The sequence below is a fragment of the Kitasatospora sp. NPDC058965 genome, assembly GCF_042741245.1.
Lineage (GTDB): Bacteria > Actinomycetota > Actinomycetes > Streptomycetales > Streptomycetaceae > Kitasatospora.
Map to the genome: position 1 here is coordinate 1 of NZ_JBHYKG010000162.1, position 19,256 is coordinate 19,256.

Sequence of the window (19,256 nt, forward strand, 5' to 3'; positions counted from 1 at the left end):
GCCCTCGCCGCCCCGTCACCCGCAGCGGCCGCCGCCCCGGCCGCCGCCACTTCGGCGCCGGCACCCGCCGGCGGCGCCCTGTTCGACGACTTCCACTACAGCGGCCCCGCCGATCCGGCCCTCGCCGCCCACGACTGGACCGTCCGCACCCGCGCGGGCGGCCCGGGCGTGCCCGGCGCCACCTGGTCGGCCGACGGCGTCAGCTTCCCGGCCGACCCGACCGCCCAGGGCGGTCAGGCGCTGCGGCTGCGGGCCGGCACCGACGGCACCGCGGCCGGCACCACGCAGGCCCAGCTCGGCACCGCGCAGCGGAAGTTCTTCAGCGGCACCTACGCGGCCCGGGTGTACTTCAACGACGCACCGACCGTCGGCACCGCGGACAGCAGCAACCCCGACCACCCGATCCAGTCCTTCTACGCGATCTCCCCGGAGAACCCGCTCTACAGCGAGCTCGACAACGAGTACCTGCCGCACGGCGGTTGGGGCGCGCCGGGCGCCTCGCTGTACACCACCGCCTGGTACAGCCCGGCCGACGAGACCACCTTCAACAACAACAACGCCGTGCACTCGCTGCAGGGGTGGCACACCCTGCAGATGACGGCGGTGAACGGCGCGGTCACCTTCTACCTGGACGGCGCCCCGTACTTCACCCCCGCGGCGAAGTACGACCCGCGCGAGGCGATGACCCTCGACTTCAACGAGTGGTTCAAGGACCTGGCCGCCACCGGCCCGGCCCGCTCCTGGGACGAGCAGGTCAACTGGGTCTACTACACCAACTCCGGTGCCCTGACGCCGGACCAGGTGAGCGCCGCGGTCAACGGCTACTACGCGGCGGGCACCCACTTCGTGGACACCGTGCCGCGCCCGGCCGGTCGGGACGTCAACGGCGACCGGATCGACGACCTGTCGCTGCTCTACGACTACGGACCGGGCACCTCCTGCGGCAGCGGCGGTGGCGAGCACAACGCGCTCTTCTCGCTCACCGGCAGGGCGGACTGGTCCGGCACCTTCAACGGGCTGGCCACCCAGTGGGACGGGCCGTGCCAGGCGGGCACGCCCAAGTTCACCACCACCGGCGACTTCAACGGCGACGGCCGGGCGGACCTCGCCGCCTTCTACGACTACGGCTCGGCCGGCTCCAGTTGCCCGGGCGTGGACCACGTGGCGATCGTCGAATGGCTCGCCGACCCCGCCGGCAGCGGGACCTACCAGGCGCCTAGGACGGCGTGGGAGAGCACCTGTTGGGGTGGCGGGACGGCGTTCCTGACGGCCGGTGACTTCAACGGTGACGGGAAGAGCGACCTGGCGCTGCTGTACGACTACGGCGCGGGCCACGTCCGCCTGTTCACCTTCACGGCGGACGGCAACGGCGACGGCGGGCTCGGCTACCCGGTGAGCCAGTGGGACGCCCCGACCTGGGGCACCGGCACCCGCTTCCTGACCGCCGGCGACTTCAACGGCGACGGGAAGACCGACCTGGCCCTGTTCAACGACTACGGCAACGCCGGTGCGAGCTGCGGCGGCGACTCCCACCAGGCGATCTTCACCCTCACCGCCGACCCGGCCGGTACCGGCACCCTCGCCGCGCCCAGGACGGCGTGGGAGAGCACGTGTTGGGGCGGTGGGACGTCGTTCCTGACGGCCGGTGACTTCAACGGTGACGGGAAGAGCGACCTGGCGCTGCTGTACGACTACGGCGCGGGCCACGTCCGGGTGTTCACGATCTCGGCGGACGGCAACGGTGACGGCGGGCTCGGCTACCCGGTGAGCCAGTGGGACGCCCCGACCTGGGGCACCGGCACCCGCTTCCTGACCGCCGGTGACTACAACGGCAGCGGCAAGGCGAGCCTCGCCCTGTTCAACGACTACGGCAGCACGGGCGCGACCTGCGGCGGCGACTCCCACCAGGCGGTCTTCACCCTCCTCCCCGACCCCTACGGCACCGGCACCCTCGCCGCGCCCACGAAGGCCTGGGAGAGCGCCTGCTGGGGCCCGGGCAGCCGTTTCCTGAACTGACGGACTGACGGACTGACGGACCGGCAGGCCGCCCAGGGTCCCGGCACGGTGCCGTGCTCCCCGGGCGGCCTGCTGCCGGGGTCAGTGCAGCGCGCAGACGCAGAGCTCGTGCCCCTCGGGGTCGGCGAGCACCGTCCACGGGACGTCGCCCTGGCCCACGTCCGCCCGCGTCGCGCCGAGCGCAGCCGCCCAGAACCGGCCGACCGCCGCAGGGTCGAGGGCCTTGATGTTCACGTGCACAGGTCGCAGAGCCGTGCCGGTGATCCCAGGGTCCCGCCGGCCGGCCTTGTCGCGGCGGAGCACAGCAGGTCGTCGGCTCAGCGGTGGTCAGTCCGTTGTCCGATCAGGTCCAGTACCTCGTCCGTGGTCCGCACGTCGCCGAACGACCGGTAGACCGTGTGCAGCGCGGCGTTGTGGTCCTGGTCGCGCCGGGCCGCGTTCGCGTCGGCGATCATCAGCGTGCGCAGCCCCGTCGTGGCCGCGTCCCGGGCCGAGGACTCGCAGCAGACGTTCGTGACCGTGCCCGTGATGAGGACGGTGTCGATGCCACGCTCCGCGAGCAGGCCCGGCAGCGGCGAACGGCCGGGGAAGAAGGCGCTGTAGGCGGTCTTCTCCACCAGGAGATCCGTCTGCCGGACGTCGAAGCCGTGCCACAGCCGCGAGCGCAGCGGGCCTTCGCCCCCGGTCGCCGCGAACATCTCGCTGACCGCGGGTCCGTAGAACTCGGTGCTCAGGCTGCCGAGCGGTGCCTCGTTCGCCGGGAGCACCCAGGCGACCACGCCGCCGGCTCGGCGGAGGGCCCCGGCGACACGGTCGATGTTGGGCACGATGCCGCGGGCGTACGGATTCGCCTCGACGAAGAACGACACCATGTCGATCACGATCAGCGCGGTGCGCGCCGGGTCGACGCTCTCGTACGCGTGGCGCCTGCCGCGCCTCTCCTCCTGGCGCGCGTACTCGCGGGGCTCGATCCGCCAGTCGTGGATCTTGGCGTCGGTCGGCATGCGCCCTCCGTCGGCTTCCTGGTGACTCGGACTCGGACTCGGACGAGCCTGCCCGCCGGCACCGGCAAGCACACCAGCTCGCCCGTCCGCCGTGCCACGCTCGGTGTGGCGAACCGAAGGGCAGGGGTTGGCAGAAAACAAGCACGCATGATTGCTTTTTTCTCGCCGCTGACCCACCATCGTTCCCAGCCCGCCGCGTTCGCCCCCGGCGGGCCCGCGGCAGTGCTCCTGCTCCTTGCTCCTGCCCACTGATCCTGCCCCGTGCCCCGTGTCCCCCGCCCCGTGCCAGAGAGGCGCCGCATGTCCGTCAGCCATGGTCAAGACCCCCTGCGGATCGGGAACGCGTCCGGGTTCTACGGGGACCGGTTCTCGGCGTTCCGGGAGATGCTCACGGGTGGGGCGCTGGACGTGCTGACCGGGGACTACCTGGCCGAGTTGACCATGCTGATCCTGGCCAGGGACCGGCTGAAGGATCCGGGGGCCGGGTACGCGAAGGGGTTCCTGCGGCAGTTGGAGGACTGCCTGGGCCTCGCGCAGGAGCGCGGGGTGCGGATCGTGGTGAACGCGGGCGGGCTGAATCCGGCGCGGTTGGCGGAGGCGGTCGCGGCGCTGGGGGAGCGGTTGGGCCTCCACCCCCGGGTGGGGCACGTCACCGGGGACGACCTGCTCGACCGGGCCGCCGAGTTCACCGATCCCGCGCAGCTCCTCGCCGCCAACGCCTACCTGGGCGCCTTCGGGATCGCCGACTGCCTGCGGGCGGGGGCGGACGTGGTGGTGACCGGGCGGGTGACCGACGCCGCCCTGGTGGTGGGCCCGGCGGTGGCCCACTTCGGGTGGGGGCCGACCGACTTCGACGCGCTGGCCGGCGCGGTGGTGGCCGGGCACGTGCTGGAGTGCGGGGCGCAGGCGACCGGCGGCAACTACGGGTGGTTCACCGAGCTCGCGGACCTGACCCGGCCCGGTTTCCCGCTCGCCGAGCTGCACGCGGACGGCAGCAGCGTGATCACCAAGCACCCGGGGACCGGCGGCGCCGTCACCGTCGACACGGTGACCGCCCAACTCCTGTACGAGACCGGCGGATCGCGCTACCTCGGCCCGGACGTCACGGCCCGGCTCGACACCGTGCGGCTGGCGCAGCAGGGCCCGGACCGGGTGCGGATCGGCGGGGTGCGCGGCGAGGCACCGCCCGCCGCGCTCAAGGTGGGCCTCAACCGGCTGGGCGGCTGGCGCAACGAGGTGGTGTTCGTGCTCACGGGGTTGGACATCGAGGCCAAGGCGGACCTGGTGCAGCGCCAGCTCGCCGAGGAGCTCAAGGACGGTCCGGCCGAGGTGCGCTGGACGCTGGCCCGGACCGACCGGCCGGACGCCGCCACCGAGCAGCAGGCCAGCGCACTGCTCCAGCTGACCGTGCGGGACGCCGACCGGGACAGGGTGGGCCGCGCGATCACTGCGGCGGCCGTGGAGCTCGGGCTGTCCAGCTACCCCGGCTTCCACCTGACCGCGCCGCCCGGACCGGCCAACCCGTACGGGGTGTTCACCGCGGCCTTCGTGGCGCAGGAGGAGGTCGAGCACTGGGCGGTGCACCCGGACGGGACCCGCCGGCCGATCCCGCCCGCCCCGCTGACGGCGGCGCCGCACGAGGAGCCCCCGGCGCCCGCCCCGGCGCCCCCGTACCCCGCCGGCCCGACCCGCCGCGCTCCGCTCGGCCGGGTCGCCGCCGCCCGCAGCGGGGACAAGGGCGGCGACGCCAACCTGGGCCTGTGGACCCGCACGGACGCGGCCTGGTCCTGGCTCGCCGCCACCCTCACCACCGACCGGCTGCGCGAACTGCTCCCGGAGACCGCCGACCTGACGGTCCACCGGTACCTGCTGCCGAACCTGCGCGCCGTCAACTTCGTGATCGAGGGCCTGCTGGGCGAGGGCGTCGCCGCGCAGGCCAGGTTCGACCCGCAGGCCAAGGCGCTGGGGGAGTGGCTGCGCTCCCGCCACGTCGACATCCCCGAGGCTGTGCTGACGAGCCTCGCCACCAGCTCGGAGGCCGTGCTGTGACCGTCCTGCCCACCCGCCTGGACCCCGGGTCCGCCGAGTACGGCGCCCACCGCGCCGCGATGCTCGACAAGCTCGCCGCGCTGGACGCCGAGCACGCCAAGGCGCTCGCCGGCGGCGGCCCCAAGTACGTCGAACGCCACCGCAAGCGCGGCAAGTTGCTGGCCCGCGAGCGGATCGAGGCGCTGCTCGACCCGGACACCCCGTTCCTGGAGCTCTCCCCGCTCGCCGCCTGGGGCAGCGACTACCCCGTCGGGGCGGCGCTGGTCACCGGCATCGGGACGGTCGAGGGCACCGAGTGCCTGATCACCGCCAACGACCCGACCGTCCGCGGCGGCGCGAGCAACCCGTGGACGCTGCGCAAGGCGCTGCGGGCCAACGAGATCGCCCTGCGCAACCGGCTGCCGGTGATCAACCTGGTGGAGTCCGGCGGTGCCGACCTGCCCAGCCAGAAGGAGATCTTCATTCCGGGCGGCGCGCTCTTCCGCGACCTCACCCGGTTGTCCGCCGCCGGCATCCCCACCGTCGCGGTGGTGTTCGGCAACTCCACGGCGGGCGGGGCGTACGTGCCGGGCATGTCCGACCACACCATCCTGGTCCGGGAGCGGGCCAAGGTCTTCCTGGGCGGCCCGCCGCTGGTCAAGATGGCCACCGGTGAGGAGGCCGACGACGAGTCGCTGGGCGGCGCCGAGATGCACGCCCGCACCTCGGGCCTGGCCGACCAGTTCGCCGCCGACGAGCTGGACGCGCTGCGGCTGGCCCGGCGCACCGTGCTGCGCCTGCACTGGCGCAAGGCCGGCCCGGACCCCGACCCGCTGGCCGCGCCGCCCAAGTACGCCGAGGAGGAGCTGCTCGGCATCGTCCCGGGCGACCTGAAGGTGCCGTTCGACCCGCGCGAGGTGATCGCCCGGATCGTGGACGGCTCCGACTTCGACGAGTTCAAGCCGCTCTACGGCACCAGCCTGGCCACCGGCTGGGCCACCCTGCACGGCTACCCGGTCGGCATCCTGGCCAACGCGCAGGGCGTGCTGTTCAGCGCCGAGTCGCAGAAGGCCGCCCAGTTCATCCAGTTGGCCAACCAGCGGGACATCCCGCTGGTCTTCCTGCACAACACCACCGGCTACATGGTCGGCAAGGAGTACGAGCAGGGCGGCATCATCAAGCACGGCGCGATGATGATCAACGCGGTGGCCAACAGCCAGGTCCCGCACCTGTCGGTGCTGATGGGCGCCTCCTACGGGGCCGGGCACTACGGGATGTGCGGGCGGGCGTACGAGCCGCGGTTCCTGTTCGCCTGGCCGAGCGCCAAGTCCGCGGTGATGGGACCGCAGCAACTGGCGGGCGTGCTCTCGATCGTGGCCCGCCAGTCGGCCGCGGCGAAGGGGCAGCCGTACGACGAGGAGGCGGACGCCGCGATCCGCGCCATGGTGGAGCAGCAGATCGAGGCGGAGTCGTTGCCGGCCTTCCTGTCCGGCCGGCTCTACGACGACGGGGTGATCGACCCGCGCGACACCCGCACCGTGCTGGGCCTGTGCCTGTCCGCCGTGCACAGCGCGCCGGTGGCCGGTGCGCGCGGCTACGGCGTCTTCCGGATGTGAGGGCCATGAGCGAGCCGAAGGACCGTCAGACCATGATCCAGCGACTGCTGATCGCCAACCGGGGCGAGATCGCCCGCCGCATCGCCCGGACCTGCCGCGAGTTGGGCATCGCCACCGTCGCGGTGCACTCCGACCCGGACGCGGCGGCGGCCCACGTGTACGAGGCGGACGCGGCCGTCCGCCTGCCGGGCGCCGCCCCCGCCGACACCTACCTGCGGGCCGACCTGCTGGTGGCCGCCGCGCTCGCGGCCGGCGCCGACGCGGTGCACCCGGGGTACGGATTCCTCTCCGAGGACCCGCAGTTCGCCCGCGCCGTGCTGGACGCGGGGCTCACCTGGGTCGGTCCGCCGCCCGGGGCGATGGCCGCGATGGGCTCCAAGACCGCCGCCAAGCAGCTGATGGCCGCGGCCGGCGTCCCGGTGCTGGCCCCGGTGGACCCGGCCCGGGCCACCGCGGCCGACCTGCCGCTGCTGGTCAAGGCGGCCGCCGGCGGTGGCGGCCGCGGCATGCGGGTGATCGAGGACCTCGCGCGGCTGGAGCCGGAGTTGGCCGCCGCCTCGGCCGAGGCGCTGGCCGCCTTCGGGGACGGGGAGGTCTTCCTGGAGCCCTACCTGGCCACCGGGCGCCACATCGAGGTGCAGCTGATCGCCGACCGGCACGGCACCGTCTGGGCGCTCGGCGAGCGCGACTGCTCGATCCAGCGCCGGCACCAGAAGGTGATCGAGGAGACCCCGGCCCCGGGCCTGGACGCCGCACTGCGCGCCCGCCTCGCCGAGGCCGCCACCGCCGCCGCCCGCGCCATCGGCTACACCGGCGCCGGTACCGCGGAGTTCCTGCTCGGTGCGGACGGGCGGTTCTTCTTCCTGGAGATGAACACCCGCCTGCAGGTGGAGCACCCGGTCACCGAGTGCGTCACCGGCCTGGACCTGGTGGCCCTGCAGCTGGCCGTCGCCGAGGGGGAGCGGCTGGACCCGGAACCGCCCGCGCCCACCGGCCACGCGATCGAGGCCCGGCTCTACGCCGAGGACCCGGCCGCCGACTGGCAGCCGCAGAGCGGCCCGCTGCACCTGGTCGAGTTCCCCGAGGGCCCGGGCCTGCGGGTGGACTCGGGCGTACGGAGCGGAGACACCGTCGGCGTGCACTACGACCCGATGCTCGCCAAGGTGATCGCCTGGGCGCCCACCCGGGCCGCCGCCGCCCGCCGGCTCGCCGACGCGCTTTCCCGCACCCGGATCCACGGCCTGACCACCAACCGCGAGCTGCTCGACGCGATCGTGCGCCACCCCGCCTTCCTGGCAGCCGAGTTGGACACCGCCTTCCTGACCCGGCACCCCGGGCTGCGGGAGGCCGGCGGCGACAAGCGCGACCTGCCGCTGGCCGCCCTGGCCGCCGCCCTGGCGGACGCGGCCGCCCGCCGCACCCCGCTGCCCTCCGGCTGGCGCAACCTGCCCTCGCAGCCCCAGGTGAAGCGCTACCAGGCGGCCGACGGTACCGAGCTGACGGTCCGTTACCGGTTGACCCGGGACGGGCTGAGTGCCGAGGACCACCCGGGTGTGAGCCTGGTGGCGGCCGATCCCGACCGGGTGGTGCTCACCGTCGACGGGGTCCGGCGCACCTTCCGGGTGGCGCGCTACGGCGCGCTGGTCCACGTCGACCGGCCGACCGGCGGCACCGCGCTGACCGCCCTGCCGCGGTTCCCCGAGCCCGAGGTGCAGGTCGACCCCGGGGCCCTGCTCGCACCCATGCCGGGCACCGTGGTCCGGGTCGCCGCCACCGTCGGCGATCAGGTGGCGGCCGGCCAGCCGCTGCTCTGGCTGGAGGCGATGAAGATGGAGCACCAGGTCACCGCCCCGGTCGCCGGCACCGTCACCGACCTGCGCGTGGCGCCCGGCCGGCAGGTGGAGCTGGGCGCGCTGCTCGCCGTCGTCGAACCTGCCTGATCGGGCCCGGTACCTACCGGCCCCGCCCCGTGCGACACACCCTCACCCTGATCCGAGGAGAAGTCAGATGGCACCGAACAGCACCGAGAGCCCCTTGATCGAGACCCCCGAACGGATCGCGCTGCGCCGGGCGGTGGGCGACCTGGGCCGCCGGTTCGGCTCGGAGTACTTCCTCAAGCGCGCCCGCGCGGGCGAGCACACCGACGAACTCTGGCACGAGGCGGGCAAGCTCGGCTTCCTCGGCGTCAACCTGCCGGAGGAGTACGGCGGTGGCGGCGCCGGCGTCTACGAGCTGTCCATCGTGCTGGAGGAGCTCGGCACGGTCGGCTGCCCGCTGCTGATGCTGGTGGTCTCGCCGGCCATCTGCGGCACCATCCTGGCCCGGTTCGGCACCGAGGAGCAGAAGCGCGCCTGGCTGCCCGGACTGAGCGACGGCACCCGCCGGATGGCCTTCGCGATCACCGAGCCGGACGCCGGCTCCAACTCGCACCGGCTCTCCACCGTGGCCACCCGGGACGGGTCCGACTGGATCCTGAACGGCCGCAAGGTGTTCATCTCCGGCATCGACGGCGCCGACGCGGTGCTGGTGGTCGGCCGCACCGCGGACGCCCGCACCGGCAAGCTCAAGCCCGCCCTGTTCATCGTGCCGCGCGAGACCCCGGGCTTCGAGTACCGCCCGATCCCGATGGAACTGCTCTCCCCGGAGCGGCAGTTCCAGGTCTTCCTGGACGACGTCCGGCTGCCCGCCGATGCCCTGGTCGGCGACGAGAACGCGGGCCTGCTGCAGCTGTTCGCCGGGCTCAACCCGGAGCGGATCATGACCGCCGCGTTCTCGCTCGGCGTCGCCCGCCAGGCACTCAACACCGCCACCGACTACGCCCGCACCCGCACCGTCTGGGACACCCCGATCGGCGCCCACCAGGGCCTGGCCCACCCGTTGGCCCAGTGCGCGATCGAGATCGAGCTGGCCCGGCTGATGATGCGCAAGGCCGCCCACCTGTACGACGCCGGTGACGACCTGGCCGCGGGCGAGGCCGCCAACATGGCCAAGTACGCCTCCGGCGAGGCCGCCACCCGCACCGTCGACCAGGCGGTGCAGACCCTGGGCGGCAACGGCCTGACCCAGGAGTACGGCCTGGCCGCGCTGCTCGCCGCCACCCGGGTCGGCCGGGTGGCCCCGGTCAGCCGCGAGATGATCCTCAACTACGTGGCCCAGCACACCCTCAAGCTGCCCCGCTCGTACTGACGGCCGGCCGCCCGCGTGCCGACCCCGGCACGCGGGTAAGGGGCCTTCCTGTCAGTCGGGCTCCACCCCTCCGGTGCCCGCTCCGCTCCCACCCACCCGCAGGAGTCGCCATGGTGTTCCGCAGCCACTACCCGGACGTGCCCGCCGTCGAGCTGCCGCTGCACGAGGCCGTGCTCGGCGAGTCCGTCGTGCGCTACGCCGACGCCCCGGCGCTGATCGACGGGCTGACCGGGGAGAGCCTCAGCTACCGCGAGCTGGGCACCGCGGTGGAGCGGGTGGCCGCGGGCCTGGCCGAGGCCGGGCTGGTCAAGGGCGACGTGCTCGCGCTGCACAGCTTCAACTCGATCCAGTACCCGATCGCGCTCTACGGCGCGATCAAGGCGGGCGCCACCGTCACCACGGTCTCCTCGCTCGCCACCCCCGAGGAGCTGGCCGGCCAGCTGCGCGACAGCGGCGCCCGCTGGATCGTCAGCGCCCGGCTGCTGCTCCCGGTCGCGCTCGCCGCCGCCGAGGGCCTGGAGGTCCGCGAGACCTTCGTGCTGGACGGCGCCGACGGCGTCCACCGCACCCTGGCCGACCTGCGCGCCTGCACCGCCCCGGCGCCCGAGGTGGCGATCGACCCGGCCCTGGACCTGGCGATCCTGCCCTACTCCAGCGGCACCACCGGCCTGCCCAAGGGCGTGATGCTCACCCACCGCTCGATCGCCACCAACCTGGCCCAGGTGGCCGCCGTGCACACCACCGAGCCGGGCGAACGGGTGGTCGGGATCCTCCCGTTCTTCCACATCTACGGCCTGAGCGTGCTGCTCAACCGGGCGCTGAGCTCCGGGGGCACCATGGTGGTGCTGCCCCGGTTCGACCTGGAGCACTTCCTGCGGGTGATCCAGGAGTACCGGATCGACGCCGTCCCGGTCGCCCCGCCGATCGTGCTGGCGCTGGCCAAGCACCCGCTGGTGGACGCCTACGACCTCTCCTCGATCCGCTACGTGCTCAGCGCCGCCGCCCCGCTGGACGCCTCGCTGGCCGCCGCCGCGGCCGCCCGGCTCGGCCTGCCGACGGTGCACCAGGGCTACGGCATGACCGAGCTCTCGCCCGCCACCCACCTGGTCCCGCTGGACGACCCGGCGCCCTCGCCCGGCGCGGTCGGCAAGCTGGTGGCCGCCACCGAGCTGCGGGTGCTCGCCCTGGACGGCAGCGGGCGCGACCTCGGCGTCGACGAGGACGGCGAGATCCTGATCCGCGGCCCGCAGGTGATGAAGGGCTACTTCGGCCGGCAGGGCGAGACCGACGCGATGATCGACGCGGACGGCTGGCTGCACACCGGCGACATCGGCCACCAGGACGCCCGCGGCTACCTGCACGTGGTCGACCGGGTGAAGGAGCTGATCAAGTACAAGGGCTACCAGGTGGCGCCCGCCGAGCTGGAGGCGCTGCTGCTGACCCACCCCCAGATCGCCGACGCCGCCGTGATCGGGGTGACCGACCAGGACGGCACCGAACGGCCCAAGGCCTTCGTGGTCCGGGTCCCGGGCAGCGAGCTGACCGCGCAGCAGGTGATGGACTTCGTGGCCGCCAAGGTGGCCCCGTACAAGAAGGTCCGCGCCGTCGACTTCCTGAGCGCGGTGCCCAAGTCCGCCAGCGGCAAGATCCTCCGCCGCGAGCTGCGCGGCAAGTAGCGTCTGCGAAGATGCGGTGACAGGCCCTCACCGCCCCACCCCCACCCGGAGCGCACCACCATGAGCACCGCCGCCCGCACCCCGCAGCAGGACCGCAGCCGGGCCACCCGCCGCCGGCTGCTGGAGGCCGCCGTGGAGTGCCTGGCCGAGCTCGGCTGGAACGGCAGCACGGTCACCGTGGTGGCCGAGCGGGCCGGCGTCACCCGGGGTGCGGCGCAGCACCACTTCCCGACCCGCGAGGACCTGTTCACCGCCGCCGTCGAGCACGTCACCGCCGAGCGCCTGACGGCGGTGCGGGCCGACGCCGACCAATTGCCGCCGGCCGGCCCGGCCCGCACCGAGGCGGTGGTGGAGCTGATCGTGCGCCTCTACACCGGGCCGCTGTTCCGCGCCGCGCTGCACCTGTGGGTGGCCGCCGCCACCGAGCCGGCGCTGCGCGAGCGGATCGTGGCCCTGGAGAACCGGGTCGGACGCGAATCGCACCGCGCCGCACTGGAGTTCCTCGGCGTCGACGAGGGCGCCGCGGGGGTCCGGGAGAGCGTCCAGGCCACCCTGGACCTTGCCCGTGGGCTGGGGCTCGCTAATCTGCTCACCGACGACGCCGTCCGACGGGCCGGCGTGGTCCGCCAGTGGTCCCGGATGCTCCAGTCCGCGCTGGACGGCGAGGCCCGCTGACCGGCGGTTCACTCCCGGTCGCGCGCGGTCGCCGTCGAGGCGGACACCGGGCAGGCTGGAACCGAGCAGCCGCACGCACACGCAAGCCGGGGTGGTCGCCAGCATGGAAAGTCCAGCACCGAACGCCCGGGGCGACGCGGGCTCCGGGAACGTGCCCGCAGGCTTCGACGGGCACCGCCTGGTGCCGCTGGCCACCGCACTGCTGGACGCCGACGGGCGGGTGCTGCACTGGAGCGAGGACGCCGAACGGCTGCTCGGCTGGAGCGCGGAGGAGATCGTCGGCCGGTTCGCCGCCCCGCTGCTCGCGGTGCCCGGGCGCCACGGCGACGTGCTGAAGCTCTACGAGCGGATCCTGGTCGACCGGCGCTGGTCCGGCGTCTTCCCGGTCCGGCACAAGGACGGCCACCCGGTCGAGCTGGACTTCCGCACCTACGGCATCGCCGGCCCCGGCGGGCGCCCGCTGGTGCTGGCCACCGGCGCGGAGGTGCGCGCGGTGCGCCAGGTGGAGGCCGACCTGGCGGTGCTGGACGGCTTCTTCACCCAGTCGCCGATCGGGATGGCGGTCTACGACACCGAGCTGCGCTTCGTCCGGCTCAACCAGGCGCTGGCCGAGATCAACGGCATGCCGGTCGAGGACCACCTGGGCCGCCGGATCGACGCCGTGCTGCCGGGCCTGAACGCGACCGAGATCGAGGCGGTGATGCGTCAGGTGCTGACCACCGGAAGACCGGTGGTGGACGCCCGCTCCTACGGGCGCACCCCCGGCGACCCGCGCCGCGACCGGGCCTGGTCGGCCTCCTACTTCCGGCTGGCCGACCCCGAGGGGCGGGTGCTCGGGGTCAGCTCCTCGCTGATCGACGTGACCGAGCGGTTCCAGGCCGAGGCGCGCGCCGCCCGGGCCCAGGAGCGGCTCGCGATGCTGGCCGAGGCCACCGCGCGGATCGGCACCACGCTGGACATGCAGCGCACCGCCGAGGAGCTGATCGCGGCCGTGGTGCCGCGGTTCGCCGACTTCGCCACCGTCGACCTGCTGGACCCGATCCTGCGCGGCGAGGAGCCCGGCCTGCTGGCCCCCGACGAGGGCGTGCTGCTGCGCGCGGTGGCGGCCGGCGAGGCCTACGGCGGCGGGCTGACCAGTGCCGCCGACGCGATCGGCGCCACCTCGGCCTACGAGTCCAACCGGGTGTACACCAAGAGCCTGCGCAGCGGCCGCCCGCTGCACGTGCCGCAGGTGGACGAGGAGAAGCTGCGCGCCATCGCGGCCCGCGAGGAGCGGGTCCAGCCGGCCCTGGACGCCGGACTGCACTCCTACCTGCTGGTCCCGCTGCGGGCCCGCGGGATGGTGCTGGGCGGTGCGGAGTTCGTCCGCACCCGCAACCCGGAGCCGTTCAGCGAGGGCGACGTGGCGCTGGCCGAGGAACTGGTGGCGCGCACCGCCGTCAGCATCGACAACGCCCGGCTCTACCGGCGCGAGCGGGACACCGCGCTCACCCTGCAGCGCAGCCTGCTGCCGCAGGAGATCCACCGCACCCTGGGCCTGGAGATCGCCTACCGGTACCTGCCCAGCAGCGTGGTCAGCGAGGTCGGCGGCGACTGGTTCGACGTGGTCCCGCTCTCCTGCGGGCGGGTCGCGCTGGTGGTCGGCGACGTGATGGGCCACGGCATCCGGGCCGCCGCGACGATGGGTCAGCTGCGCACCGTGGCCCGCACCCTGGCGACCCTGGACATGGCGCCGGCCCAGGTGCTGGCCCGGCTGGACGAGACCGCCAACGGCATCGGCGAGGGCCAGTTCGCGACCTGCGTCTGCGTGGTCTACGACCCGGTGGACCGCAGCTGCATCCTCGCCAGCGCCGGCCACCTGCCGCCGGTGGTGATGGGCCCGGACGGGGACGCCCAGGTGCTCCCGGTGTCGCCCGGGGTGCCGCTGGGCGTGGGCGGGGTGGCCTTCGAGAACACCGAGTTCACGCTGCGCGAGGGCGCGATCCTGGCGCTCTACACCGACGGCCTGGTGGAGCGCCGCGGCGCCGACATCGACCTGGGCATCGACCTGCTGCGGCAGACCCTGGCGTCCCGCGGGCGGACCCTGGAGGCGCACTGCGACGCGGTGGTGTCGGCCCTGGTGCGCGGCGGCAGCGAGGACGACGTGGCGATGATCATGGCCCGGGCGCTGCCGCTGCCCCGGGACCGGATCGCCACCCTGCCGCTGACCGGCGAGGGGCCGGTCCCGTCGCGGGCCCGCCGGTTCACCCGCGCCACGCTGGCCGCCTGGGGGCTGACCCCGCTGGCGGACTTCGCCGAGCTGCTGGTCAGCGAGCTGGTCACGAACGCCCTGGTGCACGGCGGCGAGCCGGTGCGGCTGCGGCTGTTCCGGGACCGGACGCTGACTCTGGAGGTGGCCGACACCGGGCGGCAGACGCCGCGGCTGCGCCCGGCGGGGTCGGAGGACGAGGGCGGGCGCGGGATGTACCTGGTCAACGAGTTGGCCCACCGCTGGGGGAGCCGGCCCACGAACGACGGCAAGGTGGTCTGGGCGGAGCTGGAGCTGCCGCTGGGCAGCTGACGGCCGCTGCGCCCGGCCGCCGGTCCGGCCGACGCCCCGTCAGGCGCGGCGAGGGGCCCGGCCGGCGCCCCGTCGGCCCCGGCCGCGCGCACCGGCCGGGCGCAGCAGCCGCCAGGCCGTCAGCGCGCCCACCGCCACCAGGCCGGTGGCCAGCAGCGAGGCCAGCCCCACCCCGTGCACGAAGCCCGCGCGGGCCGCCTGCAGCAGCGCGTCGCCGGTGCCGCCGGGCAGTGCGCGGGCGGCCGCCCCCGCACCGCCGAGCGAGGCCCGGGCCTGCTCGGCCGCGGCCGGGTCGAGGCCGGCCGGGGCGGTGACCGCGGCGCTGTAGACGGCGGTGAGGACCGAACCGAACAGCGCGATCCCGAGCGCCGTGCCCAGCTCGTACGCCGTCTCCGAGACGGCCGAGGCGGCGCCGGACTTGCTCGCCGGGGCGGCGGTCAGCACCAGGTCGGACGAGACGGTGTAGACCAGCCCCTCGGCCGCGCCGACCCCGACGAAGACGGTGGCGAGCACCAGGTACGAGGTCGACTCGGTGAGCAGCCCCAGGGCGCCCAGCGACAGGCCCAGCACCGCCAGTCCGCCGACCAGCGCGCCGCGCGCGCCGACCCGGCGGGCCAGGCGGGCGCTGACCAGCGAGGTGCCCATCGCGGCCACGAAGCCGGGCGTCTCGGCCAGGCCCGCGGTCAGCGGCGAGTAGCCGCGCACCAGTTGCAGGTACTGCGACATGAAGAACACCACGCCGCCCATGCCGAGGATCGCCACCAGCGCCCCGAGCACCGCACCGGAGAACCGGCGGTCGGCGAAGAGCCGCACGTCCAGCAGCGGGGTGGCCAGCCGCAGCTGGCGCCTGACGAAGCGCCACAGGCCGAGCGCGCCGAGCGCGCCGGCCACCCAGACCTGCGCGTGCGCGGGGCCGGTCGCGGCGGCCTCCTTGACCGCGTAGACCAGGGCGATCAGTCCGGTCATCGAGAGCAGCACGCTGACCACGTCCCAGCGGCCCGGCCGGGGGTCCCGCGACTCGGGCAGCAGCCAGCGGCCGAGCACCAGCAGCAGCGCCATCACCGGCAGGTTGAGCAGGAAGACCGAGCCCCACCAGAAGTGCTCCAGCAGCAGACCGCCGATCAGCGGCCCGGCGGCGGCCCCGGCGGTGGCGGCGGCGCCCCAGATCCCGATCGCGGTGGCCCGCTGCCGGGCGTCGGGGAAGAGCACCCGGATCAGCGAGAGGGTGGACGGCATGATGGTCGCCCCGGCCACGCCGAGCAGGGCCCGGGCGGCGATCAGCCAGCCGGCCGAGGGCGCGTAGGCGGCCAGCAGCGAGGCGGCGCCGAAGGCGGCGGCACCGAGCAGCAGCAGCCGGCGGCGGCCGGTCCGGTCGCTCAGCGCGCCCATGCTGACCAGCAGACCGGCCAGCACGAAGGAGTAGCTGTCACCGATCCAGAGCAGCTGGGTGGCGCCGGGGTCGAGCGCCTCGGTGATCGAGGGGATGGCCAGCACGAGCACGGTCGCGTCGATCGCGACCAGCAGCACGGCCAGCACCAGGACGGCCAGGCCGGCCCAGCGGCGGCGTGCGGTGGCGGGGGTGTCGGGGGTGTCCGGCGTGCTGCCGGCAGTGGAGTGGTGGTGCAGGGCGGTGGTCACGAGGGTCTCCGGAGGGCTCCGCCGAGGAAGAGTTCGACGAGGGCGAAGGCGCTGTCGCGGGGGGCGAGGCGGCCGTCCTGGACGGCCCAGCCGACGCCGGCCAGCAGGTCGAAGAAGGCCTCGGCGAGCCACCCGGCCGGCAGTTCGATCCGGAAGGCGCCCTGCTGCTGCCCGCGCAGGAAGAAGGCCCGCACCCGTTCGCCCTGCTGCTCCCAGAGGGCGAGCAGTTCGGGGTCGTCGAAGAGCTGGTTCTCGCCGGCGAGGAAGGCGCAGAGCGCCGCGTCGGGCACCAGCAGCCCGACGAGCCGGCGCAGCACGGTCTCGGTGTCGCCGTGCTCCAGGTCGGCGGCGTCCAGCGCGCCGTGGTAGCGGCGCAGCGCCAGCAGGCCGACCTCGCGGACCAGGGTCTCCCGGCCCGGGAAGACCCGGTGCAGCGAGGCCCGGCTGATCCCGGCGGCGCGCGCGATCTCGTCCAGGTGGGCGGTGGGGTTGCGGGAGAGCACCTCGACGGCTGCCGTCAGCACCGTGTCGCGATCGATGGCCATGAGAGAAGGATAACTCACGTGAGACATTCGTGTCTCAGACGAGTCGGTGATGCCCGGCCGATGGGCAACAGAAAACCGGAGGCGGCCTTGGCTGCCTCCGGTCGGGGGTCTGGTGCGGCGCCGGTCGCGCCGGCTCAGCTCTGGTTGTAGAAGCCGCTGTCGTCCAGCGGCCGGTCGATCACCATGACCTCGACCTCCGGCGGGGTGAGCAGGAACACCCGGCGGGCGATCCGCTCGATGCCGCCGCGGGTGCCGAAGATCAGGCCGGAGGCGAAGTCGACCATCCGCTTGGCCTCGGCGTCGTCCATCTCGGTCACGTCCATCACCACCGGGGTGCCGGCCCGGACGTGCTCGCCCACGGTGCGGGCCGACTCGAAGCCGGTCGGCTTGACCGAGACGATCTTGGTCGGATTGGGCAGCGCGGGGATGGTGTCGGCCGTCCCCCAGTCGTCCTCGTCGTACACCGCGGCCGGGTAGCTCCCGGACGGCATCAGCCACCCGTTGTGGTGCTCGTCGCGAAGTGCTCCCATGCCGCGCCTCCCTGTCCTGTCCCCGGAATTCCGGTCGGCACACCGTCAATCTGACGCGTCATCCACTCACCGGAACTGTCCGAGTATCGCACTGATCACCGCTGCGGCGCCCGCCCTGGCGCGCCGTTCGGGTTGTGGCGCGTGCCAGCGGCACGCACCGGATCGGTTCTGGTCCCACCACCGAGGGACGCCGCAGGTCGGCGGGCGGTTGCGCACCTGACCCCGGCATCACCCGTTCGCCCGGAGGTCAAAACGGAGTTGACGCGCCGTCACTCTCCGGTGACGCCGTCCACCGCCTCGCGCAGCAGGTCCGCGTGGCCGTTGTGGCGGGCGTACTCCTCGATCATGTGGATCTGGATCCAGCGCAGCGTCACGTCCTCGCCGCGGCGCTGCTTGCGGCCCACGGTCTCCATCGGCAGGCCGGCCACCGCCTGCTCGGCCAGCTCCACCTGGCGCCGCCAGGTGGCGAAGGCCTCGGCGGGGTCGCCGTCGTCGGCACCGTTGAAGTCGTGGTCCGGGTCCTCGTCGGTGTAGTAGAGCGGCGCGCGGTCCAGGCCCAGCAGCACCACCTGGTACCAGTACTGCTCCACCTCGGCCAGGTGCCGGACCAGGCCCAGCAGGCTGAGCGTGGAGGGGCTGACCGAACGGAGCTTCAGCTGCCGCTCCGTCAGACCCTCGCACTTGCGCGCCAGGGTGCTGCGGTGGAAGCCCAGCCAGCTCGCCAGCATGGCGGCTTCGCCGGCCGCGAACGGCGGGTCGACGCGGGGGGTGCGGGCGGTCTCGGCGCGCTCGGTCATGGGAGCCATCCTGTCAGTGCCGCGCGGCACGGGCGAGTGAATTGGCGGTGCGCGGGACACTAGGCTGCCGGTACACGTACTGTTCCCGGTCCGCGGGCCCGTCCGCGGGTCTCCCCGTGCCGGGCCCGTTCGAAGGGGGAACCGGGATGTCACGACCCGTCACACTGGTCACCGGTGGCGGCCGCGGTATCGGCGCGGCGGTCTGTCTGCGGCTGGCCGCGGACGGGCACGACGTCGCCGTGGGCTACCGGCAGGACGCCGTGGCCGCCGGGAAGGTGGTCGCGCAGGCCCGCGAGCTGGGTACCCGGGTGGTCGCGCTGCGGCTGGACACGGCCGAGGAGGCGCAGGTGGAGGCCTTCTTCGACGAGGCCGAGGCCGCGCTGGGCAAGCCGACCGGGCTGGTGAACAACGCCGGCGTGACCAGCGTCCAGGGCCCGCTGGCCGAGCTGCGCACCGAGGACCTGCGCCGGGTGGTCGACGTCAACGTGGTCGGCTACCTGCTCTGCGCCCGCCGCGCGGCCCGGGACTTCGAGGCCGGCGGCGCCATCGTCAACGTCTCCTCCGCCGCGGCCACGCTGGGCAGCCCGGGGGAGTACGTGCACTACGCGGCCACCAAGGCGGCCACCGACGCGCTCACCATCGGGCTGGCGAAGGAGCTGGGGCCGCGCGGGATCCGGGTGAACACCGTCGCGCCGGGGACGGTCGAGACCGAGTTCCACGCGCTGGGCGGCGAGCCGACGCGCCCGGCCCGGGTCGCCCCGGCGATTCCGCTGCGCCGGCCGGGCCGGCCGGTGGAGATCGCCTCGGCGGTGGCCTGGCTGCTCTCGCCGGACGCCTCGTACACCACGGGCGCGACCCTGCGGGTGGCCGGCGGACTGTAGCGGGGCCCGGGCGTCGCCGGCGCGGCGACCCGGTGGGGGCGCCCCGCCCGCGCGCGCGCCCCGCGGCCGCCCGGCGCAGCGCCCCCCGCAGCGCCAACACCGCG

General features: G+C 74.4%; 14 protein-coding genes and 1 pseudogene. 9 read left to right on the forward strand and 6 right to left on the reverse strand.

Annotated features, from left to right (window positions below):
• Positions 1–2,016: FG-GAP-like repeat-containing protein (locus ACFW1A_RS24555; protein WP_380411681.1), on the forward strand; the 2,016-nt coding region annotated here is incomplete at its 5' end.
• Between the two features lie 96 nt (positions 2,017–2,112).
• Here the strand turns inward: ACFW1A_RS24555 and ACFW1A_RS24560 are convergent.
• Positions 2,113–2,280: pseudogene (locus ACFW1A_RS24560) on the reverse strand (VOC family protein); the annotation flags it as partial.
• 53 nt (positions 2,281–2,333) lie between these two features.
• The gene (locus ACFW1A_RS24565; RefSeq protein WP_380411684.1) at positions 2,334–3,020 is read right to left on the reverse strand and encodes an isochorismatase family protein; all 687 of its coding nucleotides are present in this window, start codon (positions 3,018–3,020) and stop codon (positions 2,334–2,336) included.
• Between the two features lie 300 nt (positions 3,021–3,320).
• Between ACFW1A_RS24565 and ACFW1A_RS24570 the strand changes: the two genes are divergently transcribed.
• From ACFW1A_RS24570 to ACFW1A_RS24600, 7 genes are all read left to right on the forward strand, one after another.
• The gene (locus tag ACFW1A_RS24570) at positions 3,321–5,069 is read left to right on the forward strand and encodes an acyclic terpene utilization AtuA family protein (protein WP_380411687.1); all 1,749 of its coding nucleotides are present in this window, start codon (positions 3,321–3,323) and stop codon (positions 5,067–5,069) included.
• A complete protein-coding gene (locus ACFW1A_RS24575) occupies positions 5,066–6,664 on the forward strand; it encodes an acyl-CoA carboxylase subunit beta (protein ID WP_380411690.1) in 1,599 nt (532 codons plus the stop codon). Before ACFW1A_RS24570 ends, ACFW1A_RS24575 begins: the two co-directional genes overlap by 4 nt.
• A gap of 32 nt (positions 6,665–6,696) precedes the next feature.
• Positions 6,697–8,604 (forward strand): biotin carboxylase N-terminal domain-containing protein, encoded by a 1,908-nt coding sequence (locus ACFW1A_RS24580; RefSeq protein WP_380411717.1) that lies wholly within the window; start codon positions 6,697–6,699, stop codon positions 8,602–8,604.
• A 67-nt stretch (positions 8,605–8,671) separates the two neighbouring features.
• Positions 8,672–9,850, forward strand: a complete 1,179-nt coding sequence (locus tag ACFW1A_RS24585) for an acyl-CoA dehydrogenase family protein (RefSeq protein ID WP_380411692.1) — start codon at positions 8,672–8,674, stop codon at positions 9,848–9,850.
• A 110-nt stretch (positions 9,851–9,960) separates the two neighbouring features.
• The gene (locus tag ACFW1A_RS24590) at positions 9,961–11,526 is read left to right on the forward strand and encodes an AMP-binding protein (RefSeq protein WP_380411695.1); all 1,566 of its coding nucleotides are present in this window, start codon (positions 9,961–9,963) and stop codon (positions 11,524–11,526) included.
• A 60-nt stretch (positions 11,527–11,586) separates the two neighbouring features.
• Positions 11,587–12,201, forward strand: coding sequence for a TetR/AcrR family transcriptional regulator (locus tag ACFW1A_RS24595; RefSeq protein ID WP_380411697.1), 615 nt, complete (start codon positions 11,587–11,589; stop codon positions 12,199–12,201).
• Positions 12,202–12,304: 103 nt separating this feature from the next.
• On the forward strand, positions 12,305–14,761 hold the full coding sequence (locus ACFW1A_RS24600; protein ID WP_380411700.1) for a SpoIIE family protein phosphatase: 2,457 nt from the start codon (positions 12,305–12,307) through the stop codon (positions 14,759–14,761).
• 39 nt (positions 14,762–14,800) lie between these two features.
• Here ACFW1A_RS24600 and ACFW1A_RS24605 read toward each other — a convergent pair whose 3' ends face one another.
• From ACFW1A_RS24605 to ACFW1A_RS24620, 4 genes are all read right to left on the reverse strand, one after another.
• Complete coding sequence (locus ACFW1A_RS24605; RefSeq protein ID WP_380411720.1) at positions 14,801–16,387, reverse strand: MFS transporter; 1,587 nt, start codon at positions 16,385–16,387, stop codon at positions 14,801–14,803.
• Between the two features lie 8 nt (positions 16,388–16,395).
• Complete coding sequence (locus ACFW1A_RS24610) at positions 16,396–16,944, reverse strand: TetR/AcrR family transcriptional regulator (protein WP_380411708.1); 549 nt, start codon at positions 16,942–16,944, stop codon at positions 16,396–16,398.
• A gap of 134 nt (positions 16,945–17,078) precedes the next feature.
• Positions 17,079–17,474 carry a cell division protein SepF gene (locus tag ACFW1A_RS24615; RefSeq protein WP_380411710.1) on the reverse strand — a complete coding sequence of 132 codons (396 nt, stop codon included), beginning with the start codon at positions 17,472–17,474 and terminating at the stop codon, positions 17,079–17,081.
• 269 nt (positions 17,475–17,743) lie between these two features.
• A complete protein-coding gene (locus ACFW1A_RS24620) occupies positions 17,744–18,271 on the reverse strand; it encodes a DinB family protein (RefSeq protein ID WP_380411712.1) in 528 nt (175 codons plus the stop codon).
• 146 nt (positions 18,272–18,417) lie between these two features.
• Between ACFW1A_RS24620 and ACFW1A_RS24625 the strand changes: the two genes are divergently transcribed.
• Positions 18,418–19,152 carry an SDR family oxidoreductase gene (locus ACFW1A_RS24625; protein WP_380411715.1) on the forward strand — a complete coding sequence of 245 codons (735 nt, stop codon included), beginning with the start codon at positions 18,418–18,420 and terminating at the stop codon, positions 19,150–19,152.
• The last annotated feature ends 104 nt before the right edge of the window (positions 19,153–19,256 follow it).